This window comes from Klebsiella sp. 4_1_44FAA (genome assembly GCF_000238715.1).
In the GTDB taxonomy this organism is placed as follows: domain Bacteria; phylum Pseudomonadota; class Gammaproteobacteria; order Enterobacterales; family Enterobacteriaceae; genus Klebsiella; species Klebsiella pneumoniae.
Map to the genome: position 1 here is coordinate 466,963 of NZ_JH414799.1, position 23,217 is coordinate 490,179.

Here is a 23,217-nt window from a genome sequence, read left to right on the forward strand (position 1 = left end):
GCGTGTCTCAGGCATGATGAGGCGTTGCTGCAGGATATTTCGCTGCGCCTGCGGAAGGGGGAAATTCTGGGTATCGCCGGGCTGGCCGGCGCGGGCAAAACCGAGCTGTGCAAAGCGCTGTTCGGCGCCAGCAAAAGCCGGGTGCAGCGTGGCGAGCTGAACGGCCAGCCGTGGCGACCGCGCGATCCGGCCGACTCGGTGGGGCGCGGCCTGGCTCTGGTCCCGGAGGAGCGACGCAAAGAGGGCATTTTCATTGAAGAGCCGATCGCGATGAACCTGGCGGTCAGCGCCGATAACAGCTTTTCGCGCTGGAGCCTGTTTGGCCATCGGCAGGCCTGGCGCTGGGCGGAGGAGGTGATTGCCCGCCTCGGCGTGCGCGCTACCGGTCCCGGTCAGACGCTGCGCCGTCTTTCTGGCGGCAACCAGCAGAAGGTGGCCATTGGCAAATGGCTGCGCGGTGATGCCAACGTTTTGATTTTTGACGAACCGACCAAAGGGGTCGATGTGAAAGCGAAAACCGATCTGTTCATGCTGATCGATGGTCTGGCACGGGAAGGCAAAGGGGTGATTTATGCCTCGGGTGAATTCGCCGAGCTGGTCGGTTTATGCGACCGCATCTGCGTACTGTGGGACGGACGGATCGTAGCGGAGATCCCCGGCGCGGAAGCCCGGGAAGAGACACTGCTTTATTATTCAACCGGAGGAGCGGCAGCGTGAGCAAGGCCCTGGCAGTAAACGCGACGGTATCGGGCCGTCAGCGATTTTTTGATTTTCTCTATAAGTGGGGCATGTTGCTGACCGTGGTGCTGCTGGTGGCGGTCTTTGGCCTCGCCTCGGACAACTTCCTTGATCCGTTCAACATCATCAACATTCTGCGCTCGATTGCCATCGTGACGGTGATTGCCATTGGGGTGTCGATTTCCCTCACCATCGGCGGCTTCGATCTGTCAGTGGGATCGACGGCATCGCTGGCTAACGCGCTGGTGATTTCCCTGTTTGTCTGGCATGGCCTGGGGACCACCGAAGCGATTCTGATAACCCTCGCGCTCTGCACCCTGGTGGGGCTGTTTAACGCCTTTCTGATCGTGGTGCTGCGCATTCCTGACATGCTCGCCACCCTGGCCAGCCTGTTTGTGATTCAGGGCGTGGCAATGACCTACAGCTACGGTGGGTCGATTACCGAAAACATGGTTCTGCCGAGCGGCGAGATGGCGGAGGGTACTATCCCGGCGGCCTTTGGCGCGCTGGGGCAGGTGCCGACCATCGTCATTATCATGCTGGTGGTGACGCTGGTCGCCCAGCTGGCGCTGTCGTTCACCACCCACGGACGGCGGATGTACGCCATCGGCGGCAACCCGGAGGCGGCGCGGCTCTCCGGCCTGCGGATCACGCGTTACAAAGTCGCAGCATACGTGATTGCCTCGCTGCTGGCCGGGCTGGGCGGCATTCTGCTGGCCTCGCGCATCGGCTCTTCGCAGGTCAACGCCGGCGGCGGCTATCTGATGGACGCGGTGGCCGCGGCCTGGATCGGCTTTTCGCTGGCGGGCTCCGGTAAACCGAACGCCCTGGGGACGCTGGTGGGGGCGGTGATCCTCGGCGTGCTCTCCAACGGGCTGGTGATGCTCTCGGTGCCGTATTACGCGATGGACATTATTAAAGGGTTGGTGCTGGCTGGCGCGCTGGCACTGACCTATTTTCAGCGCCGTACTTAACATTTTACAGGGTAAACCGCATGAAAAAGATCGCACTCTCTCTGATGACGCTGGGTCTGCTGCAGTCGACGGCGGCGCTGGCCACCGCCCCGACGCCGGTGCCGGCGGCGATTGCCGAACACAACGGCCCGATCCGCATTGCCGTGATCCGCAACCTCGGGTCTGACGATAACACCACCCAGTTTGTCGCCGGGGCGTTGCAGGAAGGCAAAAAGCTCGGTTTCAAAATCAGCACCTTCCTGAGCAACGGCGATGACGCCAAATTCCAGGACTTCGTCAACCAGGCCATCAGCCAGAAATACGATGGCATTATTCTCTCCCAGGGGCGTGACCCGTATTCCACCGCCCTGGTGAAGAAGGCGGTGGACGCCGGGATCAAAGTGGCGGTGTTCGATACCGCGGTAAGCGGTGAGATCCCCGGGGTGACGGTCAGCCAGCAGGATGATGCCTCACTGACCGAGCTCTCTTTTGGCCAGCTGGTGAAAGATTTCAACGGCAAGGCCAACATCGTCAAGCTGTGGGTGGCGGGCTTCCCGCCGATGGAGCGCCGTCAGGCGGCTTACCAGACGCTGCTGAAGCAAAACCCGGGGATTAAAGAGCTGGAGTCGATCGGCGCCGTGTCATCCGATGTGCAGGGCGACACTGCCAACAAGGTGGGGGCGATCCTCGCCAAGTATCCGAAAGGAAAAATTGACGCGATCTGGGGCACCTGGGATGCCTTTAGCCAGGGAGCCTATAAAGCGCTGAAAGAGAACGGCCGCACCGAGATCAAACTCTACAGCATTGATATTTCCAACCAGGATTTGCAGCTGATGCGCGAAGCCGGCAGCCCGTGGAAGGTGAGCGTGGCGGTGGATCCGAAGCTTATCGGCGCGACCAACGTGCGGCTGATCGCCAACAAGATCGCCGGCGAGCCGACGCCAGCCACCTACGACTTCAAGGCGGCAGCGATTCCCCAGGCGCTGCTGGCGGCCCAGCCGGGAGCGGTAAACGTGGCGTCGCTGGGGAAAATTATCCCTGGCTGGGGCCAGACCGAAGACTTTATCGCGCCGTGGTTCGCGACGCTGGAAGCGAAAAACAAATAAAATCAAGCCGGGTGGCGGTGGACGGCGGCCTGGTGCCCTCGCCCCGGCCCTCTCCGCAGGGAGAGGGGGAAAACCATGCCACCGGGCGAGAGGGATCCCCTATGTCAGCATTACCTTCCCCCGAATACAGCCGCAATATGCGGCTGATTGGCCATAGCGATCAGGGCGGTCGTCCGGACGGCGTGCAGCTGATGGTGCACCGCGGATTCGCCTATATCGGCCATATGGTGTCGCAGGGTTTTTCCGTGGTCGATGTTCGCGATCCTACCCGGCCCACCACCGTCAACTATATTGCCGCGCCGCCGGGCACCTGGAACGTGCATCTCCAGGCGCATGACGATCTGCTGCTGGTGATCAACGCCCGGGATCTGTTTGCTGACGCCCGTTTTGCTGATGAGAAGGTGTACTACACCCGCTCGGTGGGTGACACGGTCAGCGATGTGCAGGACAGGGGCTGGAGCGCCGGGCTGCGCATCTTTGATATTTCCACTCCCGCGCAGCCGCGGGAAATCAGTTTCCTGTCGCTTAACGGCATCGGTATTCACCGCATCTGGTACGTCGGCGGGCGCTGGGCGTATGTGTCCGCGCTGATCGACGGTTTTACCGACTACATCTTCCTGACCATCGATCTGGCCGATCCGCGTAAGCCCAAAGTGGCCGGGCGCTGGTGGCTGCCGGGGATGCACCAGGCGGGCGGTGAAACACCGGACTGGCCGCAGGGCAAACGCTATGCGCTGCATCACGCCATTATTGCCGGGGATACCGCCTACGGCAGCTGGCGCGACGGCGGCCTGACGCTGCTGGATGTCAAAGACCGTACCCAGCCGAGGCTGATTAGTCATCGCAACTGGAGCCCGCCGTTCGGCGGCGGAACGCATACCGCGCTGCCGCTGCCGGATCGTGACCTGCTGGTGGTGCTGGATGAAGCGGTGCTCGACAACCAGGAGGACGGCGAGAAGCTGATCTGGCTGTTTGATATCCGCGAGCCAACCAACCCGGTGAGCATCGCCACCTTCCCGCCGCCGGATGAAGCGGATTATGTGGCGAAAGGGGCGCATTTCGGTCCGCACAACCTGCATGAGAACCGGCCGGGGAGCTTTGTCAGCTCAACGCTGATTTTTGCCACGTATCAGAATGCCGGCGTGCGGGCTTACGATATTTCCAACCCGTATCGCCCGCTGGAGACCGGGGCGCTGGTGCCGGCTGCGCCTGAGAGAATGATGGATACCCGTCCCGGCCGCCCGCGGGTGATCCAGTCCTGTGACGTGTTTGTCGATGCGCAAGGCATTATCTACAGCACCGATTACAACGGCGGGCTATCGGTGATTGAGTATCTGGGGTGAGGGTAAGGTAAATGCAAAATTGTGCTTGCATGTCTGCCGGGTGGCGGCTTTCGCCTTACCCGGCCTACGAAAGAGTGCAAGATCAAACCGTTATGCGGCTATCTGTAGGCCCGCGCAAGCGCAGCGCCGCCGGGCAATCCCAGAAAATGGCACTTTTTTTAGGGGGTGCTCCCTCTCCCTGTGGGAGAGGGTTGGGGTGAGGGAAACAGGCGCACTCAGCTGTACTGGCGTACCCGCGCCAGCAGCTCGTCGACGCTGTCGATACGCTCGGCCAGCACGATCAGCGCTCTGCCCAGGGTAATGGCGTGGCGCAGGCACTCATGACGCATGGCGTCGTCCTGGATAGTGTCGATATCCGCGACGTGCGACAGTCCGACGCTGCGGCGGATCAGTTCGCTGCCGCAGAAGCCGACCGCGTCCGCCCACACCTTTTTCAGAAAGGCGGAGGCGTAGCCGGGGTAAGCCAGCGCCGCGTCGCGGGTTTTCTCCGCCGCCAGCGCCTGGAAGCGCTCGGCAAAGGTGGTCCACAGCTGGTGGATGTCGTTCAGCCGCTGCTCGCGCGCGGCGGCGGCATCGCGAATGCCGAGCTGGCCCGGCAGGCCGCAGTAGTTCAGCAGCAGGTTGCCGATGGCGGTGCCGATATCGAAGCCGATGGGGCCGAAGTAGCCGAACTCGGCGTCGATGGCCTTCAGGCTGCCTTCGGCAACGAAGATCGACCCGCTGTGGATATCGCCGTGCAGCAGCGCTTCCGCATGGGCAAAGAAACGGTGCTTCAGCGCCGCCACCGCCAGCTTAAGCTGAGCGTCGTCGCGCAGGGCGGCGACATCGGCCTCCAGCTCCGCCGGGTAGTTATTGCGCTCGTGGATCTGATACGGGTCGTTAAAGAACAGATCCTCGGTGATCTCGCACATCGCCGGGTTAATAAACTGCGCCACCTGCGCCTTTTTCTCGTGGGGATGGAGGTAGAAATCGCTGGTGTGAAACAGCACCTGCGCCAGATAGTCGCCAAGCTGGCGGGCCGCCTGGGGATAGTAGACGTTAGCGATAAGCTCTCCGCGCCAGATGCGGTGGTCGGAAAGATCTTCCATCACCATCACCGCCAGCTCGGGATCAAAGTGATGGATTTTTACCGTGTGCTGCGGGCTGTGCTGATAGTGGGCGATAAGAGTTTGCGCCTCCAGACGGGCGCGGTCGAGGGTCAGCGGCCAGGATTCGCCGACGCAGCGCACGTAGGGCAGAGCCTGTTTGACGATCGCCCGGCTGACGCCCTGGCGATCGAACACTTTAAACACCAGATTGAGGTTGCCATCGCCCACTTCCTGCGCGCTGACCAGCTCAGATGGGTTGTCGATGCCGGCGAACTGTTGCGCGTAAGCCACGGCATCGTGGGCGGTGAAGGTATGGTATTGCGACATTGCCTCGATCCTCGAATTCTGATTAAGCCGTTCAGACGTCTATACTTCTGGATTCCATCCTGACACAATGTGATACAACAACGCAACAGGGATTTAACGACATGCAGACATTACAGACCACCAGCCTGCGGGTGAGTGAAAATCAGCTTTTTATTCTCGACCAGCAGGCCTTGCCGCAGGAAACACGCTGGCTGGCGGCGGATAACGTTGCGCTGCTGGTGGACCATATTCATACCCTGCGGGTGCGCGGCGCGCCGCTGATTGGCCTGTCCGCCAGCCTGCTGCTGGCCCTGCTGGCCCAGCGCGGCCTGAACCGGGATGCACTCCAGCAGGCGCTGGAGACGCTGCGCGCGGCGCGGCCGACGGCGGTCAACCTGATGAATAATCTGGATCGCATGAAGCAGGCGCTGGCCCGGGAGGATTACCCGCAGGCGCTGGAAGCGGAAGCCTTGCGTCTGGTCGAAGAAGATAAACAGCTGTGCGACCGCATCGCTGAGGCGGGCAGTGCGCTGGTGAAGCCCGGCAGTCGACTGCTGACCCACTGCAACACCGGTGGCCTGGCGACCGCCGGGGTAGGGACCGCCCTGGGCGTTATCGCGCTGGCGCACCGGCAGGGAAAAGTGACCAACGTATGGGTTGATGAAACCCGGCCGCTGCTGCAGGGCGGTCGTTTAACCGCCTGGGAGCTGGGCGAGCTGGGCGTGCCCTATCAGCTGATCGCCGATTCAATGGCCGCCAGCCTGATGGCGCAGGGGCAGGTGGATGCGGTGTGGGTCGGCGCCGACCGTATCGCCGCCAACGGCGACGTGGCGAATAAAATCGGCACCTATTCTCTGGCGGTTTTGGCCCATTATCACCAGATCCCGTTTTACGTCGCTGCCCCGCAGACCACCCTCGACCGCTATTGCCCGAACGGGGCGGCCATTCCCATTGAGCAGCGCGCGGCGGCGGAAGTGACCGGAGTGGCGGGCAGCTTTGGCGCGGTACAGTGGGCGCCGACGGGGGCTGCCGTTTACAATCCGGCGTTCGACGTCACGCCTGCTGGGCTGATAAGCGGCTGGGTGCTGGACAGCGGGGTGGTCACCCCGGCGCAGGTCGCCGCCGGGGCGTTTGCGCCGGACAACGGATAACGGACGTCGTGCCGGGCCTGGAAAAAAAGGTTTTCCCGGGCCCGGACAAACACCGCGCCGCTACGGCAGGACCATGGCTACCGCCGGGGCGGATGATCGGTCGATACGCTGACCGAGGGCGGTAATAGCCGCCTGGAAGGGACACAGCGTACCGACGTCGGTCTGACGGCAGCCCGGCTGATGCCACTCCTGACGCAGCATCGGGTGCTGCGCGTCCGGCGTCTGCAGACGACGCAGGTCGTCGAGGCCCTGGGCCTGGAAATAGACCCGCAGATAGCGTTCTCCGCTCTTCGCGTTGCGCCAGCGCTCCAGCACCAGGCTACTGCCCGGCGGGATATTTCCCCGGCTGTAGCCCGGCAGCTGCCAGCTAAAGTTCATCAGCGTGCGCACCATGGCGATATTGGTGTCATGGGCCACTAGCAGCAGCCAGCGTACGTTCGGATTCGCCTCCGGTTTGACGCCATCGAGCATAGCGTTGAGCAGCACCGACCCGCGTTTTTGCGCGGTATACAACACATCGTTACTCAGATCGTAGTTTTCCGTTAACAGCGGCAGCAGGGCGGTGATCTGCCTGGCCTGGGTGATCTTGCCCCACGCCAGCTGGCTGAGAGGCAGGTTTTCACTCCAGCCGAGACGCAGCGTCTCCACCATATTGGCCATCACGCTCAATCCGCTAATGGTGGTCTTCCCACTTTTGCTCTGCTCGACCTGCCACGGGGTATCGAAGATCGGGCAGGGCTTATCGGCCTGACAAACCGCCTGTTTCAATAGCTGGATGGTCGGCGCCAGCGCCTGCCGACGCTGCGCCAGATCCCCGGCCTTCTCTTTCACCGCCGCCAGCTGGCGGGCGGGGTCGGTTTGCGTGGCGGCGAACTTGTCGGTCTGAAACAGGGGATCGGCATCCCCGCTGACATAATGGATAGCGACGCCGCAGCCGGGGAAGGCGCCATCCACCAGCGCCTGGGCGGTCGCTCGCGTCCGCTGCAGCGGGCTGGCGCGCACGTATATCGACTCCGCCGTCGGGCATCCGGCCTGCAGCAGGCCGAGCTGGCGGTAATGCTGGCCTTCCGCACGCCCTTTGTTGACCACGGCGGCATAGCCATGGCCGGTGAGCTCCCCGTCATGGGTGGTCCACTCGGTCCACGGTCGGCCGGTGGCGGCCTCGATGGCTTCCCGGTTGCCGGCCGTCGGCGGACGAATACCGTGGCGGCTGAGCTCGACCACTTTCTCCAGCTGCCAGTCCGCGGCGGCGGCAGATTGCAGCGCCAGCAGCGGCAGCGCGCAGGCGATAAACAGGCGTAACAGCCCCTGATGTCTTGCAGGCATCATATCTTCTTCCTTATTCGTTAATCGGTTATGAGGAGAACGAGGTCTGCCGTTCGACGGCATGGCGCCGGGCGACGATGGCGGCAGTGGTAAAACAGAGTAGCGCGGAACCCAGACCGGTACCCACCCAGAACAGCGCCAACGTGCTGAAATCATACAGCGTTTTGCCGTTTTCAAGGATAGCCGTTTTATCAATAATGATCCCGGTGAGAAACTCGCCCAGGCCGGCGCCGGCGTAGCTGGCGATGCCGATGGTGCCGAGCGCGGCCCCCGCCGCCTTGCGCGAAGAGATATCGACGGCGATCAGCCCGCCGAGGAAGCAGGTCAGGGCGCCAATGGTGGCCCCGGCGATGCCGGCGATAGCGTTGACGCCGATAATCCCGGACGCCTCCAGGGTGGAATAAGCTTTATCCTGCTCGAGAAAGAAGATCCCCCAGGAGTTGACGGCGTAGCGGTCGATGTACATAAAGGCGGAGGCGAGGGCGAGGGTCCACAGCGCCGGGTTGCGCAGCGCCAGCAGCTGGTTTTTAAACACCGAGCCGCGGGCTTCGACCTCCTCCTGCGGTTCATCGCGGATGACGTTGATGGACGGGAAGCCGCTGCTCTGCGGCGAATCGTGCATGAACAGCACCAGCAGCACCACGCCGGCGGCGCCGAGCGCGGCGGTGGACAGGTAGCCCATCTGCCAGCCAAACCCGGCGATCACCGCGGCGATCACCATATAGGTCACCGCCTCGCCGATATTATGCGCCGTCGACCAGATGCCATAGAAGGTGCCGCGCTCCTTAACGCCGTACCAGCGCGCCAGCGAGACCGCGCAGGGGCCGACGCCCATCGACTGCGCCCAACCGTTGATCCCCCAGAAGATGGCCAGCAGCAGGGCGTTGGTGGTCATCCCCATCATCAGGTTCATCCCGGCGCTGAGCAATAAACCGAGGCTCATATAGCGCACCACGTTGGCGTGATCGGCGATAAAACCATTGACCAGTTTGCCGATGGCGTAGCTGAAGAACAGGGTAGAGCCGATCATGCCGAGCTCCGTCGGGGTGATCCCCAGCTCCACCAGCGCGCTTTTGGCGACGGTGAAGGATAACCGGCAGACGTAAAAGGTGACGTAGGCCAGGGTCATGGCGATAAAGGTTTGCCAGCGCACCCGGCGAAAACGGTGTTCATCAAACGCGGCGCCCGCTTTCGGCGGCGACGCCCGGAAAAAAGCGATAATTCCAGACATAGGTGGTTCTCCGCAGGTCGGAGGCCTGACTGATTGATGTGGTTCGTCCGTGAATGAAGTTATCGTTACTGTGTAGAGTACATAATCAGAGATAGCCTGACCCGTAAGGGTTAATGTAATGGTTGTGGGATCATCTTTTTCAGCTGCGGGTAGAGCGTCTGGCTGGCCAGCAGCAGCGGATTGCCGCGCTGGATCCCCTCCTGCGCCAGAAAATCGTTGCTGACGCCGCCCGCTTCGCGCATCAGCACCAGCCCCGGCAGGGCGTCCCACGGGTTCATGTGCGGCTCGTAGTAGCCAATCAACCGGCCCGCCGCCGCCCAGGCGCTCATCAACGCCCCGGAGCCGTTGCGGATAAACATGCCGCCGTCGCTGAGCAGCGCCTGCAGAAACGGCAGAAAGTCCGCCGGGGTGACGCGATGCGAGGTGCCGACGCCCATCACGCCCTCTTTGACCGTCGTCGCGGGGTGCGGACGGATCGGAGCGTCGTTGAGCCAGGCGCCATGGCCCCGCAGGGCGTGAAACAGCTCGCGATGGTTGGGGTCGTAGACCACGCCGATGACCGGTTCGCCGTCGGCGACGATCGCCAGCGACAGGCACCAGGTGTGCAGGCCGTTGAGGAAACAGCTGGTGCCATCGATGGGGTCGACCACCCACAGCACTCGCGCGTCGGGCAGGCGAGCGCCGCTCTCTTCGCCGAGAAAACCATCCTCCGGAAACGCGCTCTGAATGCGCTGTTTGACAAAGGCCTCCACCCGCTTATCGGCCACGCTGACCACATCCTGCAGGTCGTCGCCCTTATGGTCGACGGTCAGCGCCTCGCGCTGTTGATAGTATTCAAACGCCAGCTCAGCCCCCACTTTCGCCAGCTCGCAGGCCAGACGGTAGCGGGCCTGTAGCGCTTCTGATTCCTGAGATTGCATAGTGACTCCCTATTTTGCACACGTGTGCATTTTGCGTGAAAAAAACAGCCCCGAAGGGCCGAATGAGTGTGGCCGGGTTTCGCAGAAGATTCTGTGATCGCTCCAGCATAAAATGATTTTTTCATTTAGCACTATGACGAATAATTAGTTTCACCGGCACTTCGCGATGGCGCGAGGGCAGGCTGAAGCGGGCGATCCGCGTCATTAACAAATCCACCGCGTGGTGGGCCAGCAGGGCGGTATTCTGCTGAACGGTGGTGAGCTGATAGGGCTGCCAGTCCGCCTGCGGGATATCGTCAAAGCCGACGATGGCCGGCAGCGGGGCGGCGGCGTCCCGCAGGCCGTCCTGGGCGCCCAGCGCCAGCATATCGGTGGCGCAAAACAGCGCCTGCATCCCGGGGTTTTCAGCAACCAATTCTCTGGCAGCCTGGTAGCCGGCTTGATAGCCGCCGCTGTCGCAGAAGCGGCTGCTCACCGCCATATCCGACGTCCGGGCGATAAAAGCCTCATAGCGCTGGCGGGTGCTGAAGTTCTCGCGATTTTCGCCAATAAAGCCAACCTGCCGCCAGCCTCGGCGGCTGAACAGATCCGCCACCAGCTTCGCTCCCTGGGCGTTATCGCTGCACACCCGGTCGCAGCCGGCGAGGTCCGCATGGCGGTTGATCAGGGTGACGGGGATCTTGCGCGCCAGATACTCTTCCGCCAGCGACAGCGGCGGCGCGCCGGAGGTGATGATCACCCCGGCGACGTGATAGCTCAGCAGTTGTTTAAGCGAGGGGGCGAGCTGCTGCGGATCGTCAGCGTTCATCAGCAGCGGCATAAAGCCATTGAGCGCCAGCTGATGGACCAGCGGCGCCAGCAGTTTGCTGCGAAACGGGTTGTCGAAACCGGCGGTGACGATGCCGATAAAATTACTGCTGCCGGTGATCATCGTCCGGGCGATGATATTCACCTGATAGCCCAGGGCTTCCGCGGCGCTCAGCACCTTCTGCCGGGTCTTCTCCGACACCGAGGCGCCGGGGGTGAAGGTGCGGGAGACCGCCGAGCGCGAGACCCCGGCCAGTCTGGCCACGTCCTCGGCCTTAATCCATTTTTTATCGCTCATCGTCGTTTCGCGCCGTCTGTTTTCCAGGAAGCCGACGCCCGGGCGGGCGTCGGTCACGCACACTGCCTGAAAAGGTATCACAGAAAGGCGTCGTCGCGCAGCGCCTTGCGCCCTATGCCGGGTAGCGGATGTGCTCCACCTCACGCTGCAAAATCACCTTGCCGTGGCGAATGGAGGTCAGCACCCGTGCCTGACGACGGACGGCCTCGTAGTCGTTTTCCGCATCGAGGATCAGCAGGTTCGCCGGGCGGCCTTCGGCGAGGCCGTAGTTATCGCCCAGACACAGCGCCCGGGCGCTGTTGTCGGTGACAAAGTCGAGACAGCGCTGCAGATCGTCATAGCCGAGCATATGGCAGATGTGCAGTCCGGCATCCAGAATGCGCAGGATATTGCCGTTCCCCAGCGGGTACCACGGATCCTGAATCGAGTCCTGGGCAAAGCAGACATTGATGCCGGCGCGATCCAGCTCCGCCACCCGGGTGACGCCGCGCCGTTTCGGCCAGCTGTCAAACCGGCCCTGCAGATGAATGCTTTCGGTCGGGCAGGAGATGAAGTTGATGCCTGAGGCTTTCAGCAGGCGAAACAGCTTTGAGCAGTAGGCGTTATCATAAGAGCCCATCGCGCAGGTGTGGCTGGCGGTGACCTGCGCCCCCATGCCGCGCACCCGCGCCTCTTCCGCCAGCACTTCGAGGAAACGCGACTGCGGATCGTCGATTTCATCGCAGTGGACATCCACCAGGCGGCCGTAACGCTGGGCGAGGTCCATCAAAAACATCACCGAGCTGACCCCTTTGTCGCGGGTGTTCTCATAGTGCGGAATGCCGCCCACCACGTCGGCGCCCATCTCGATGGCGCGCGTCATCAGCTCTCGGCCGTTGGGATACGATTCGATTCCCTCCTGCGGAAAGGCGACAATCTGCAGATCGATGAGATCGGCGGCCTCTTGTTTCACCGCCAGCAGCGCCTGCAGGGCCGCCAGCGACGGGTCGGTGACATCCACATGGGTGCGGACGTGCTGGACGCCGAAATCGCGCAGCATGCCGATGGTTTTCAGCGCTCGCTGACGGGTGTCCTCCGGGGTAATACTCGCTTTGCGCTGGCTCCAGCGGGTGATGCCTTCAAACAGGGTGCCGCTGCGGTTCCACTCCGGCTCGCCCGCGGTGAGGGTGGCGTCAAGATGGATATGCGGCTCGACGAAGGGCGGGATCGCCAGCCGGCCCCGGGCGTCGATATCCCCGGCGTCGGCAGTCTGCATCGCGGCCTGGGCGGTGATGCGGTGAATCATCCCGTCCTGCAGGTCAAGGGTAAACAGCGCCTCCTGGCGGCGCAGGCGAGCGTTAATAATTTTCATGGTGGGTCCTGTAAATGGTTTTGCGATAAACGCCAGATCACCAGCGCGACCGAGGCGTTGAGATGAAACTGAGGGTGGCTGACCGGGTAGCCGGTCAGTTTTTCAATGCGCTGGATGCGCTGATGCAACGTGTTGCGATGGAGACCCAGCCGGTCGGCGGCCCGCACCACGTTGCCGTTCTCCTGCAGCAGCGTCTCGAGGGTCTCCAGCAGCAGCCACGGCGCTTTACGGCCCGGCTCGATCAGGCAGCCGAGGGTGTCGTGCATAAAATCGTTGAGCAGCGCCGGGTCGCTGACCGCGGACAGCAGTTTGATAAACCCCAGCTGCTGATAGTCGCTGATGCGCTGGGTTGGCCGCAGGGTATCGCACAGATCCAGCGCCTGGCGCGCCTGCGACAGCGCCCGCGGGTAGCCCTGCAACTGCCTGACCGGCGCGGAGAGGCCGCAGAGCAGCGACAAACTCTCCTCTCCGTCCGCCAGCGCCTGCAGCCACTGCTGTAGCCATTTTTTCTGCTGAAAGCCTTCCCCCTCCTCATCCGGCAGCAGGAAAAGGAACATGTTGCTGCGCTCCAGCAGCGGAAAGGAATTGCCCTGCTGGTTGAGCTGCTGCTGCAGCTGCTGACGCACGCTGCGGTGGGCCTGCAGCAGCCAGGCTTCGGCCTGCTCGGGCGGGAACTGGCGAAACAGGCGGGACAACCCCTCCAGACGCAGCGCCGCCAGCCGCAGCGGACGGGTAAAATCGAGCTGCTGGTGCAGGGCGCGCTGATGGAGCATCTGCAGGTCCGGATAGTCGCCGGTGACCAGCTGCATCAGAATGTCGCGCTGCGACTGCAGGACGTTTTCGCTGCGGACCAGCGCGGTGCCGATGCGCTCGGTGACAATCACCATCTTCAGCAGGTAGGGCTGCTCGATCAGCGGCATGCCCAGCTCGTCGGCAAGGGCGATCAGCGTGGCGGGAATGGCGTGGATATAGGCCTCGCCGGTGAGGATCACCATCCCGGCGATGCCGCGCTGTTTGCCCTCCATCAGCAACTGGATCAGGTTGGCTTCATCCCGGGGATGGTTGATGCCGGTGATAAACACCAGCTCGCCGCCCATGATCCACTCGGCGATATGTTCATTTTCCGCCACGTAGTACCAGCGTACGGCCCGCTGCAGCCCTTGCTTTCCCGCCCGCAGACGCAGGGCGGAGAGTCCCTCAAGGGCCAGCAGTTCGCTGACCGTCAGGCTCATGGCTCCTGCTCCGCGACGGCGGCAGGCTGGCGTTTGCTTAGCAGAGTCAGGGCGATATAGACCAGCGCGGAAACGGAGATCCCCACCAGCGGCGCGATCCACGGTGAAAGATAGGCCACCACCGCGCCGGCGGCGTAGGCGCCGAGTCCCAGCCAGTTAAAACGCGGCAGGCGGGCGTTCTGCAGCAGGGGATAGCGCCCGCCGCGGGCGAACCAGTAGTCGGCGAGGATCACCCCGCCGATGGGCGGAATAATACTGCCCAGCAGCACGAGGAAGGGGATCAGCATTTCGTACATCCCGCCAATGGCCAGCACAATGCCCACCCCGGCGGCGGCGAGGGTCAGCGTCCGGCGACGTTCGCTGCGCAGCAGATGGCAGGCTGCGGCGGAGACGTTATAGATGGTGGGGCCCTGGATGGTCAGCAGGTTGAGACAGAGCATGATCACCGCGGCCACCGATAGCCCCTGCAGGATCAGCACTTCAACGATATCGGCCTGTTGATAGACGATAGCGCACCAGGCGCCGGCGACGATCATCAGCCCGTTGCCGATGAGGAAGCTGCCCATGCTGGCGAGAATGGCGGTCCGGCTGGAGTTGGCCAGCCGGGTCCAGTTTGTCGCCTGGGTGGCGCCGCTGGCGAAAGTGCCGAAGACCATGGTGATGGCCGCCGACCAGGTCATGGTGTCGCTCGGCGCAATACGGGTCATCGCCTGCCAGCCGCCGGCGTGGTGCAGCGCCAGATACATGGAGACCATCAGCAGCACAAACATCAATGGCACCGACAGGCGCGACAGCGCGTCCAGCCCCTTGTAGCCCACCAGCGCGGTGACGCAGAACAGAATACCAAACAGCACCATCAACGGCTGGGTCAGCGCCTCGGGCAGAGCGAGGATCTTCACCAACGAGATAGCGACCGTGGCGGTGCCCCAGGCGTACCAGCCCAGCTCGGCAAAGCCAAGAATAAAATCGGCCAGCTTGCTGCCAATCTCCCCGAAGCAGAACCGGCCCATCAGCACCGTATTCAGGCCGCTGCGCGCGGCGATCCAGCCCAGCGACGCGGCATAGAGGGCCAGCAAGGCGTTGCCGATGACGGCTATCCACAGCAGATTGACGATGGAAAAGGAGACGCCGAGTTTACCGCCGGCGAACATCGTGCCGGTGAAAAAGGTAAAGCTGAACAACACCATGGCGATGGAAAATACGCCTTTGCGTCCGGCGGCGGGCGCTTCGACGAGGGGAAAATCATTGCTGTTTGACATCCTGGAACCTCTGGCTGGTAGATGGGCGGTGATAGCCGGAAGTAGCAAGAGATGTGCCAGGAAAAACCGGGCACGGGGAATAGCGCGCGGTGTGCAACATGCACAGTTATTGAAGGATCCCGGAGGGGTAATGCCATTCTACTGTGCATCCTGCCAGGTTTTGCACCAGTCCAGGGCAGAGGAGGGCGGTGAGCGCATCCCTGGCGCCGGAGGAGAATTTTAGCCAGGACGATCCGCCTGTTTTTGGCCAGAGAGTAGTGGAGAATAGTGGTGTACTGAAAATGGTTGGTTAAATCACTATGAATAAAGGTTATTTAATATGCTTTTATGATATAACCATTTGTCTTGTGTGTGTTTCCTGAAATATTGTCCCCTCCGGTTAGCGGTGTTAGTATCGGATAAATAGCCATTTAGACGGCTAAATAAATCATCGCTAACCTAAGGAACTGCTATGTGGCAAGAAAGACTCGCGCAACTGGTCACCACCTGTCATTGGATCGGCGCGAAAGGCTGGGCGCCGGCGACCGGCGGCAATATGTCGGTGCGTCAGGATGATACCTGGTGCTGGCTAAGCGAGTCGGGCCGCGACAAAGGCAGCCTGACAACCGAGGATTTTCTGCAGGTTGAGATCGCCACCAACCAGGCGCCTTCCGGACGGAAGCCGTCGGCCGAGACCGGTCTGCACACCCTGGTGTATCGCCTGTTCCCGGAAGCCAACGTGGTGCTGCATGTGCATACCGTCAACGCCACTGTGCTGTCGCGCATCGAAAAAAGCGACACGCTGGCGCTGCAGGGGTATGAAATGCAGAAAACCCTTAGCGGGCAGCATAGCCATCTCGATACTGTTCCGATCGCCATCTTCGATAATGACCAGGATATTGACGCCCTGGCGGCGCGGATTGCCGATTATGCGCAAACGCGCCCGCTGCGCTACGGCTTTCTGCTGCGCGGCCACGGCCTGACCTGCTGGGGGAAAGATATTCAGGAGGCCCGCCGTCAACTGGAGGGGCTGGAGTTCCTGTTCGAGTGCGAGCTGATGCGCCGCCGCTACGAGCCCTGAGCCGGAGCAGGTATGGATTTTTATCTTGGTATCGATATTGGCACCTCGCGGGTGAAAGCGGTGCTGTTTGATCAGCATTTCACCGCCTGCGCCAGCGCCGCGGAAAATACCTCACCCCGCCTGTCGGCCAATGGCTACGCGGAACAGGATATGACCCAGCTGTGGCATTCGGTGCTGGCTATTCTGCGCCACATTGCCCGCCATCCGGCGCTACAGGCGGGGCGGCTGCGGGCTATCGGCCTCGCCGGGCAAGGGGAGGGGGTCTGGCTCAGCGATGATCAGGGCGAACCGGTGGCCCGGGGATCCTGTGGAGCGATACCCGCAGCCACGAGCTGATGAGCGACCTGCTGCGCCGACCCGGCTTCGACCGCCGCTATTTCGCCGATACCGGCACCCACCTGCAGCCCTGCAATACCAGCCTGCAGCTGTACTGGCTGAAACAGTATCAGCCGGCGCGGCTGGCGGCCGCGCGCTATCTTTTTTTCGCCAAGGACTGGATCCGCTTTCGCCTGACCGGCGTGGCGGCGCTGGAGCTGACGGACGCCAGCAGCTCGTTACTCAATCAGCAGACCGGCAGCTGGTCCTCGGTGGTGATGAACGAGATGGGGCTGAACGAACTGCTGCCGCTGTTTCCCCCGCTGCTGGCCCCGGATGCCCCGGCCGGCACGCTGAGCGACGCGGTGGCGGCGCTGACCGGGCTGCCCGCCGCGACGCCGGTGGCCGCCGGGGCGCTGGATGTCTGTAGCGCCGCGCTGGGCTGCGGCGCGGTCAACGAAGGGGATATCTACACGATCCTCGGCACCACCTGCTGCACCGGGATCGTCTGCCGCGGCCCGCAGACGGTGAACGAGGCGACGCGCTTTGTCACCCATACCGAAGCCGGACAGGTGATCTCCCTGTTTCCGATGCAGGCCGGTACGCCAAACATTGACTGGCTGCAGCAGCATATTTCGCTGGACGCCGATCTGGGGCGCCTGGAGCAGGCGATCGCGGCGGTGGAGCCAGGCAGCGGCGGCGTCTTCTGGCAGCCGTACCTCAATGGCGAACGTGCGCCGTTTTACAGCCCGGACGCGCGGGCCGGCTTTTTCGGCATTAGCCCGCACACCACCCGCGCCGAACTGCAGCGCGCGGTGTTTGAAGGACTGGCCTTCGCCATTGTCGATGCGCTGCAGGGTTATCCGCAGGGCGGCGAGCTGTATCTGACCGGCGGCGGCGCAGCCTCGGCGACCTGGCTGCAGATTATCGCCGACTGTACCGGACGCACGGTGGTCTCCAGCGCCTTTAACGAACTGAGCGCGCGCGGCGCGGCGATCCTGGCGGCCCGTAGCGTCGCGGCGCTGGCCGAGACGCCTCCGCTGGCGCAGACCCGCTATCAGCCGCGCCCTCAGGCGCATGCCCGCTACGCGGCGCTGTATCCCGTTTACCGCCTGCTGCGCGAGCAGATGCTGCCGGTATGGCAGGCCAGACAGGCCGCCCTTCAACCTCTTTCTCAGGACCTACAACCATGAAAATCGTTTTTACCGCCGAGCATGCTGGCGACCTTAGCGCCTTCCACCAGCTGGGCGAGCTGCTGGTGGAGGGGTGGGCGCTGGGCAAACCGAAACTCAGCGCCGGTCAGCTGATTGAGCTGGCCCACGACGCCGAGGTGCTGGTGACCAGCTATGATGAGGTGACGGACGCGGTGATGGCCGCCTGTCCGCGCCTGCAGGTGATCGCCTGCACCCGCGCGAATCCGGTGAATATTGATACCCAGGCCGCCCAGGCGCGCGGCATCCGGGTGCTCTACACCCCGGGGCGCAATGCCGATGCCGCCGCGGAGCTGACGCTTGGCCTGATGCTCAGCCTGGCGCGCCATATTCCGCAATCCCATGCGGCGCTGAAGCGGGGGGAATTCACGCAGGCTGACAATGCCGCCGCCGCCACCCAGCAGGGTCTGCGGCGGGATGTGGTCTGGGACGTGAGCCCGGAAAGCCCCTATGAAGTGTTTAAAGGCAGTGAACTGCGCAATAAAACGCTGGGGCTGGTGGGGTATGGCAACATTGGCCGCCGGGTGGCGCGTATCGCCCGGGCGTTCGGCATGGCGGTGTTGGTGGTGGATCCGTTCGTCGCCGCAGAGGATATCAATGAGCCAGGGCTACAGAAAACGACCCTGGAGGCGCTGTTCCGCGAGGCGGATATCGTCAGCCTGCACCTGAGCAGCGGGCCGCACAGCGACGGGCTGGTGAATGCCGCGCTGTTAAACAGCATGAAGCCCGGCGCGCTGCTGATCAATACCTCTCGCGCGGCGGTGGTCGACGAGGCAGCGCTGATTGATGCCCTGCGCCACGGCCCGCTGGGCGGCGCGGCGCTGGATGTCTATCACCGCGAACCGCTGTGGCGCGATCATCCTTTTGTCATCGAGTTCGATAACGTGATTATCACGCCGCATATCGCCGGAGCCACCCGGGAGAGTATCGCCAAACACACGGCGATGATTGCCGCCGATCTTCAGCGCTATGTCGCCGGGGAGCCGCTGCTGTACCAGTGGCGTTAAGCCGCTTGCGCCGCCGCGTTCTGCAGCGGCGCGGGTCCATCGTCAGGGGCGATGGGCCGCCATAAAAGCCTGGGTCTGTTCCCAGTCCACTACCCCGGCATCCGATCCCATCCCGGTCGCCACCAGCGCGGCCACCGCCGAGGCGACGTCACACGCTGCTTTCACGCTGAGTCCGCGCGCCAGTGCGGCAATAAACCCGCCGCAGTAGCTGTCGCCGCAGCCGGTGGTATCCACCGCCTCGACCGGCCACGGCGCAATATGCTGCGGCCCGCCATCGCGGCCGATAAGCCAGGAGCCGTTCTCGCCGTCTTTCAGAATGCAGGTGCCCACGCCGAGCGCCAGGAAGAAGCGGCCGATGGCCTCCGGCTGCGTCTCTCCGGAGAGAAAGGCGGCTTCCTCCAGCGAAGGCATGAAATAATCCACCGACGGCAACAGGGGCCGCAGTAGTTCGAGGGTCTCTTCATTCGGGGCGATAAGGTCAAAGCTGGTGGTGACTCCGCGCGCTTTGGCCGCCTGCAACAGCCGCGCGCTCTGTCCCTGGTCCATTGCCGCCAGCAGCCCGGTCCCGCCGTGATGCAGGAAACGACAGTCAAGGACGGCGTCAAATTCCGCTTCACTGACAAACAGGGCGTCAGACGCGCCCCGGCAGTGCAGGGCCGGACGTTCGCCGTTGGGGCGAATCGGCAGGATCGTCGCCGAGGTCTCCTTCAGCGCGGTGCGCTGGATAAGCGAGCAGTCGATGCCCAGCCGGGCATAGCTGGCGAGGATAAAGTCGGCCTTTTCATCTTCGCCCAGGCAGGCCACCGCTGCGGTGCGGATCCCGAGCTTCGCGGCGTTGATATTAGCCCCGGCGGCGGTGCCGGCGGGGTTGAGACGAATTTGCTCAATAAAGGCGACGCCGCCGCGCGGCGGGATCGCCACCACCGGGCGCCCGGCGATATCCAGAATAGTCAGGCCGACAAATACGGCGTCAAAGGTTGCCATCGTTCTCCCGTTTAGCGATGCGTTTGGCGCAGGCGCGCCTGCCAGAAGGATAGGGCGAGGGCCACCACCAGAATCACGCCGACCAGCGCGTCCTTCACCAGATAATTGAGCCCCATCAGGTTCAGGCCGTTATCAATAATGGCAAGGAACAGCACGCCGCCGAGGGTGCCGAGGATGCTGACCCGGCCCAGACGGGTAAAGGCAGTGCCGATAAATACTGCCGCAATGGCGTCCATTAGGTAAGACTGCCCGGCCAGCGGGGTAAACTGCCGCAGGTTGGCGGAGAGGATCACCCCGCCGACGGCGCAGAGCGCCGAGGCGGCCACCAGCACGCCGAGCATGGTCAGGCGATCGCGGATCCCGGCGATACGCGCCGCTTCGCTGTTCTGACCGATGGCGCGGACATATTTGCCCCACAGGGTGCGCTCGGTAACCAGCCAGGCCGCCAGCCACAGCGCTAGCACGATCGCTACCGGCGTGGGGATCCCGCCAAGGTTGCCCACCGCCAGGTCGTGATACTCCGGAGCCATCCGCCGATAGGCTATCGCGCCGCCGCCGTCGGTATAGATGCGCTCGGCGCTGCTGGCGATAAACCAGGTGCCGAGCGTGGCGAGGAAAGGACGGATCCGGCAGATGAGGATCAGAAAGGCATTGAGCAGGCCAATCAGCACCCCGCCAAGCAGGGCGCAGCCCACCGCGGCCTGCCACGGCAGATGCCAGGTTTTCAGGGCGACGAGGGCGAAGGCGGCGCCGAAATCGAGCGCGACGCCCACCGACAGATCAATCGCCCCGGCGCTGACGATCAGGGTCATCGCCATCGCCACAATCAGCAGGATCGCGCTGCCCTGCAGCAGGTTGGCCCAGTTATCCACGGTTAAAAATACCGGATTCGCCCAGCCAAACAGGGCGATGGCCAGCAGGGTGATGACGCCAAATCCGGCCCGCGACAGCCAGGCCAGCGGGCTGCTGGCCGTCTGTTCCGCAGACGCAGAGGTTTTCAGGGTGATTTGACTCATGCCTCGCCTCCTTTGTGTCTGACCGCCGAGGCCGCCAGCACCACCAGGATCAGGCCGCCTTTAATGGCGCCCATCCAGAAGATATTGACCCCCAGCAGGCCGAGCCCGTTAGAGAGGGCGTTGACCAGGATTGCCCCCAGCAGCGCCCCCCAGATGGTGACCACCCGACGGCGCGAGAAGGCGGCGCCGATAAAGGTCGCCAGCACGGTCTCCAGCAGCAGCGGCGTGGCCGTCCCGCTGGAGCTGCCGGAGCCCTGGCTGAGCAGCGGCAGAATAGCCAGCCCGGCGGCAATGCCCGCTAACAGCCAGACCAGCAGGGTCAAGCGGCGCACGTTCAGGCCGCTCATCTGCGCCATATCGCGGTTGCCGCCCACCGCCTGCACATGCTGGCCGAAGCGGGAGTGGTGGAGCAGGAACTGGAACAGGATAAACACCCCCAGCAGGTAGACCAGCGGCCAGGGCAGGCCCAGCACGCTGTTGTCGCGAAAGGCGACCATCAGCGGATCGCTGACCGCGATGCGCCGCTGGCCGGTCAACAGATCTGTCAGACCGGTAAACGCCACCGAGGTCGAGAGGGTGGCCAGCAGCGGCGGCAGGCCGGCCGCCAGCACCAGCAAGCCGTTGATCGCCCCGCACAGCAGGCAAACCGCCGCCAGCAGCGCCAGCAGCAGGAGATACGGCGTGTGCCATTCGGCCAGCCCGAGGCTGAGCAGCGCGACGCCGAGCACCGCCGTCGCCGGCAGGGAGAGGTCGATGCCGCCGGAGACCACGTCATCCCCGCCCACGGCGATAACGCAGACCAGGCCGAAACAAAGGATTGCCAGCGGAACGCTCTGGACCAGCATCAGGCTGATATTTTGCCAGCTGAGAAAGTAGGGCGACTGTACGCTCAGCCATACCAGCAGCGCCAGAAACAGGATCAGGGGAAATTTTTCAATCAGCGTCGCCAGGCCCGGACGGCCGCGACGCTGGATAGCAGTACTCATGGTGAAGGCTCCTGTCCGCCGTTGATCGCCACCAGCAGAGCGTCCAGCGTTAGCCCGCGGGTGGGCAGATTGGCCGCCAGCGCGCCGCGCCAGAGGACCAGGATCCGGTCGCATAGTCCGAGCAGTTCGGGGGCGTCGCTGGAGGAGACCAGCACCGCCCGTCCTTGATCGGCCAGCTGGCGCGTACGTTGATAAATATCCCGGCGGGCGCCGATATCGACCCCCAGGGTGGGTTCATCGAGAATAAACAGCCGGGCATCGGTCCCCAGCCAGCGGGCGAGGATCGCTTTTTGCTGATTACCGCCGCTCATGTAGCGTACCGGCAGCCCCGGGCGTCCCGGGCGGATCGCCAGCTGTTCTATCCAGTCGCGCGCTTTCTGCTCGGCGAGACCCCGCCGCTCCCAGCCAAAGGTGGCGGTCTCCGGCAGCGAGGCGAGATTAATATTGTCGGCGGTGGTGAAGGGCAGGATCAGCCCCTGATGGCGGCGGTCGCGCGGCACCAGCGCCATGCCGGCGCGGATCGCCTGCTTTGGCGTACGAATGCGCCGCGGCCGGCCCTCGAGGTGGATGGTGCCGCGTTCCGCCGGGCGTAAGCCGTAGAGTAAGTCGACCAGCACATCGCGTCCGGCGCCCAGCAGGCCGGCGACGCCGACGATTTCGCCCGGCTGAATATCAAAAGAGAGATCCTGCAGCTGCCGCCCGTCGCTCAGCTGGCGCACCGAGAGCAGCGGGGTGGCCCCATTGTCTGCCGCCGGGCGCTGGCGCGGAGTATACAGCTGGTCGATTTCCCGGCCGACCATCATGGCGATCAGCGCCTCGGTATTCTGCAGCAGGTCGCGGTCCGGGTAACCGACCACTTCCCCGTTGCGCAGCACGGTGCCGCGGTCGCAGAGGGTGGCTATCTCATTGAGGTAGTGGGAAATATACAGAATGGCAATGCCCTGGTCGCGCAGGCGCAGGATGGCGGAGGAGACCAGACTGGCCTCCTGCGCCTCCAGGGGGGCGGTGGGTTCGTCGAACACTACCAGCCGCGCTGCGCCGTCGATCAGCGCGCGGGCAATTTGTACCAGCTTGCGCTCGGCCAGGCTCAGGTCGCGCACCAGCCGTTCGGGGTCGATCGCCAGCTGCCAGTTTTGCTGGAAAAATTGCGCCGTAGCGGCCTTCATCCGTCGGCGATCCAGCGCCCCCCAGCGGGTGCGATACTCCTGGCCCAGAAACACCGATTCCGCGACGGTAAAGTGCGGGATCAGGTTCAGTTCCTGGTGGATAACGCGGATGCCGGCGGCTTCGATGGCTGCCGGATTGCCAAGGGGCAGCGGGTGACCGTCGAGGGTGGCGCTGCCACTGTCGGCCTGATAGACACCGGCGAGGATCTTGATCAGCGTCGATTTACCGGCGCCGTTCTCGCCAATCAGGCCATGAATCTCCCCCTGATTGAGGCGCAGGGTAACCGCATTAAGCGCGGTGACGCTGGCAAAACGTTTACCGATCTGCTCCATGACCAGACCAGCGGCGGGGCGTTCCCCGCC

The 23,217-nt window shown here is 63.4% G+C and carries 19 protein-coding genes and 1 pseudogene; 8 read left to right on the forward strand and 12 right to left on the reverse strand.

Translation table 11 applies throughout. The features are described 5' to 3' along the window. The 4 genes from HMPREF1024_RS18230 to HMPREF1024_RS18215 all read left to right on the forward strand — a co-directional run. Nucleotides 1–717: ATP-binding cassette domain-containing protein (locus tag HMPREF1024_RS18230; RefSeq protein WP_009308157.1), on the forward strand; the 717-nt coding region annotated here is incomplete at its 5' end. Beyond that, on the forward strand, nucleotides 714–1,712 hold the full coding sequence (locus HMPREF1024_RS18225) for an ABC transporter permease (RefSeq protein WP_002894035.1): 999 nt from the start codon (nucleotides 714–716) through the stop codon (nucleotides 1,710–1,712). The genes HMPREF1024_RS18230 and HMPREF1024_RS18225, both read left to right, overlap by 4 nt. 20 nt (nucleotides 1,713–1,732) lie before the next feature. After that, complete coding sequence (locus HMPREF1024_RS18220) at nucleotides 1,733–2,797, forward strand: sugar ABC transporter substrate-binding protein (RefSeq protein ID WP_002894036.1); 1,065 nt, start codon at nucleotides 1,733–1,735, stop codon at nucleotides 2,795–2,797. A 101-nt stretch (nucleotides 2,798–2,898) separates the two neighbouring features. Next, the gene (locus HMPREF1024_RS18215; protein ID WP_004183365.1) at nucleotides 2,899–4,140 is read left to right on the forward strand and encodes an LVIVD repeat-containing protein; all 1,242 of its coding nucleotides are present in this window, start codon (nucleotides 2,899–2,901) and stop codon (nucleotides 4,138–4,140) included. Nucleotides 4,141–4,355: 215 nt separating this feature from the next. On the opposite strand, the gene mtnK is transcribed toward HMPREF1024_RS18215, so the two are convergent. Continuing rightward, entirely contained in the window at nucleotides 4,356–5,555 is a 1,200-nt protein-coding gene (gene mtnK / locus HMPREF1024_RS18210; RefSeq protein WP_009308160.1) for an S-methyl-5-thioribose kinase, read from the reverse strand. A gap of 101 nt (nucleotides 5,556–5,656) precedes the next feature. Between mtnK and mtnA the strand changes: the two genes are divergently transcribed. Continuing rightward, the gene (gene mtnA, locus HMPREF1024_RS18205; protein ID WP_009308162.1) at nucleotides 5,657–6,685 is read left to right on the forward strand and encodes an S-methyl-5-thioribose-1-phosphate isomerase; all 1,029 of its coding nucleotides are present in this window, start codon (nucleotides 5,657–5,659) and stop codon (nucleotides 6,683–6,685) included. A 60-nt stretch (nucleotides 6,686–6,745) separates the two neighbouring features. Here the strand turns inward: mtnA and HMPREF1024_RS18200 are convergent, their stop codons facing one another. The 7 genes from HMPREF1024_RS18200 to codB all read right to left on the reverse strand — a co-directional run bounded on the left by HMPREF1024_RS18200 (nucleotide 6,746) and on the right by codB (nucleotide 15,109). Beyond that, nucleotides 6,746–8,014: a histidine phosphatase family protein gene (locus HMPREF1024_RS18200; RefSeq protein WP_004178993.1), complete on the reverse strand. Its 1,269-nt coding sequence runs from the start codon at nucleotides 8,012–8,014 to the stop codon at nucleotides 6,746–6,748. Between the two features lie 25 nt (nucleotides 8,015–8,039). Further along, nucleotides 8,040–9,242, reverse strand: a complete 1,203-nt coding sequence (locus tag HMPREF1024_RS18195; protein ID WP_009308166.1) for an MFS transporter — start codon at nucleotides 9,240–9,242, stop codon at nucleotides 8,040–8,042. A 110-nt stretch (nucleotides 9,243–9,352) separates the two neighbouring features. Next, a complete protein-coding gene (locus tag HMPREF1024_RS18190) occupies nucleotides 9,353–10,162 on the reverse strand; it encodes an inositol monophosphatase (RefSeq protein WP_009308168.1) in 810 nt (269 codons plus the stop codon). A gap of 121 nt (nucleotides 10,163–10,283) precedes the next feature. Further along, nucleotides 10,284–11,234, reverse strand: coding sequence for a LacI family DNA-binding transcriptional regulator (locus HMPREF1024_RS18185; protein WP_072159393.1), 951 nt, complete (start codon nucleotides 11,232–11,234; stop codon nucleotides 10,284–10,286). A gap of 145 nt (nucleotides 11,235–11,379) precedes the next feature. Beyond that, nucleotides 11,380–12,618: a cytosine deaminase gene (gene codA, locus HMPREF1024_RS18180; protein WP_009308170.1), complete on the reverse strand. Its 1,239-nt coding sequence runs from the start codon at nucleotides 12,616–12,618 to the stop codon at nucleotides 11,380–11,382. After that, entirely contained in the window at nucleotides 12,615–13,850 is a 1,236-nt protein-coding gene (locus HMPREF1024_RS18175; RefSeq protein WP_002894159.1) for a PucR family transcriptional regulator ligand-binding domain-containing protein, read from the reverse strand. The genes codA and HMPREF1024_RS18175 overlap by 4 nt, the downstream gene beginning before the upstream one ends. Continuing rightward, complete coding sequence (gene codB / locus HMPREF1024_RS18170; RefSeq protein ID WP_002894162.1) at nucleotides 13,847–15,109, reverse strand: cytosine permease; 1,263 nt, start codon at nucleotides 15,107–15,109, stop codon at nucleotides 13,847–13,849. The genes HMPREF1024_RS18175 and codB overlap by 4 nt, the downstream gene beginning before the upstream one ends. A 451-nt stretch (nucleotides 15,110–15,560) precedes the next feature. On the opposite strand from codB, the gene HMPREF1024_RS18165 reads away from it, so the two are divergent. From HMPREF1024_RS18165 to HMPREF1024_RS18160, 3 genes and pseudogenes are all read left to right on the forward strand, one after another. Next, nucleotides 15,561–16,169, forward strand: coding sequence for a methylthioribulose 1-phosphate dehydratase (locus HMPREF1024_RS18165; RefSeq protein ID WP_002894164.1), 609 nt, complete (start codon nucleotides 15,561–15,563; stop codon nucleotides 16,167–16,169). 12 nt (nucleotides 16,170–16,181) lie between these two features. Then, a pseudogene (locus HMPREF1024_RS0126065) lies at nucleotides 16,182–17,677 on the forward strand (FGGY-family carbohydrate kinase). Continuing rightward, entirely contained in the window at nucleotides 17,674–18,702 is a 1,029-nt protein-coding gene (locus HMPREF1024_RS18160) for a 2-hydroxyacid dehydrogenase (protein WP_002894255.1), read from the forward strand. Before HMPREF1024_RS0126065 ends, HMPREF1024_RS18160 begins: the two are co-directional and overlap by 4 nt. Nucleotides 18,703–18,744: 42 nt before the next feature. On the opposite strand, the gene HMPREF1024_RS18155 is transcribed toward HMPREF1024_RS18160, so the two are convergent. Genes HMPREF1024_RS18155 through HMPREF1024_RS18140 form a run of 4 tightly spaced genes read right to left on the reverse strand, consistent with a single transcriptional unit; the run spans nucleotide 18,745 to nucleotide 23,187 of the window. Next, nucleotides 18,745–19,686: a carbohydrate kinase family protein gene (locus HMPREF1024_RS18155; protein WP_004147553.1), complete on the reverse strand. Its 942-nt coding sequence runs from the start codon at nucleotides 19,684–19,686 to the stop codon at nucleotides 18,745–18,747. A gap of 11 nt (nucleotides 19,687–19,697) precedes the next feature. Further along, complete coding sequence (locus tag HMPREF1024_RS18150; protein ID WP_004191361.1) at nucleotides 19,698–20,702, reverse strand: ABC transporter permease; 1,005 nt, start codon at nucleotides 20,700–20,702, stop codon at nucleotides 19,698–19,700. Beyond that, on the reverse strand, nucleotides 20,699–21,688 hold the full coding sequence (locus HMPREF1024_RS18145; protein WP_004147555.1) for an ABC transporter permease: 990 nt from the start codon (nucleotides 21,686–21,688) through the stop codon (nucleotides 20,699–20,701). The genes HMPREF1024_RS18150 and HMPREF1024_RS18145 overlap by 4 nt, the downstream gene beginning before the upstream one ends. Then, nucleotides 21,685–23,187: a sugar ABC transporter ATP-binding protein gene (locus tag HMPREF1024_RS18140; RefSeq protein ID WP_020802199.1), complete on the reverse strand. Its 1,503-nt coding sequence runs from the start codon at nucleotides 23,185–23,187 to the stop codon at nucleotides 21,685–21,687. The genes HMPREF1024_RS18145 and HMPREF1024_RS18140 overlap by 4 nt, the downstream gene beginning before the upstream one ends. Between the last annotated feature and the right edge of the window lie 30 nt (nucleotides 23,188–23,217).

Excerpts from the sequence above, each read along its gene's own strand:
- HMPREF1024_RS18200 (WP_004178993.1), bottom strand. The coding sequence starts at position 8,014 with ATGATGCCTGCAAGACATCAGGGGCTGTTACGCCTGTTTATCGCCTGC.
- HMPREF1024_RS18140 (WP_020802199.1), bottom strand. The coding sequence starts at position 23,187 with ATGGAGCAGATCGGTAAACGTTTTGCCAGCGTCACCGCGCTTAATGCG.
- HMPREF1024_RS18145 (WP_004147555.1), bottom strand. The coding sequence starts at position 21,688 with ATGAGTACTGCTATCCAGCGTCGCGGCCGTCCGGGCCTGGCGACGCTG.
- HMPREF1024_RS18220 (WP_002894036.1), top strand. The coding sequence starts at position 1,733 with ATGAAAAAGATCGCACTCTCTCTGATGACGCTGGGTCTGCTGCAGTCG.
- HMPREF1024_RS18190 (WP_009308168.1), bottom strand. The coding sequence starts at position 10,162 with ATGCAATCTCAGGAATCAGAAGCGCTACAGGCCCGCTACCGTCTGGCC.
- HMPREF1024_RS18165 (WP_002894164.1), top strand. The coding sequence starts at position 15,561 with ATGTGGCAAGAAAGACTCGCGCAACTGGTCACCACCTGTCATTGGATC.
- HMPREF1024_RS18160 (WP_002894255.1), top strand. The coding sequence starts at position 17,674 with ATGAAAATCGTTTTTACCGCCGAGCATGCTGGCGACCTTAGCGCCTTC.
- HMPREF1024_RS18175 (WP_002894159.1), bottom strand. The coding sequence starts at position 13,850 with ATGAGCCTGACGGTCAGCGAACTGCTGGCCCTTGAGGGACTCTCCGCC.
- HMPREF1024_RS18150 (WP_004191361.1), bottom strand. The coding sequence starts at position 20,702 with ATGAGTCAAATCACCCTGAAAACCTCTGCGTCTGCGGAACAGACGGCC.
- codA (WP_009308170.1), bottom strand. The coding sequence starts at position 12,618 with ATGAAAATTATTAACGCTCGCCTGCGCCGCCAGGAGGCGCTGTTTACC.
- codB (WP_002894162.1), bottom strand. The coding sequence starts at position 15,109 with ATGTCAAACAGCAATGATTTTCCCCTCGTCGAAGCGCCCGCCGCCGGA.
- HMPREF1024_RS18155 (WP_004147553.1), bottom strand. The coding sequence starts at position 19,686 with ATGGCAACCTTTGACGCCGTATTTGTCGGCCTGACTATTCTGGATATC.
- mtnK (WP_009308160.1), bottom strand. The coding sequence starts at position 5,555 with ATGTCGCAATACCATACCTTCACCGCCCACGATGCCGTGGCTTACGCG.
- mtnA (WP_009308162.1), top strand. The coding sequence starts at position 5,657 with ATGCAGACATTACAGACCACCAGCCTGCGGGTGAGTGAAAATCAGCTT.
- HMPREF1024_RS18215 (WP_004183365.1), top strand. The coding sequence starts at position 2,899 with ATGTCAGCATTACCTTCCCCCGAATACAGCCGCAATATGCGGCTGATT.
- HMPREF1024_RS18195 (WP_009308166.1), bottom strand. The coding sequence starts at position 9,242 with ATGTCTGGAATTATCGCTTTTTTCCGGGCGTCGCCGCCGAAAGCGGGC.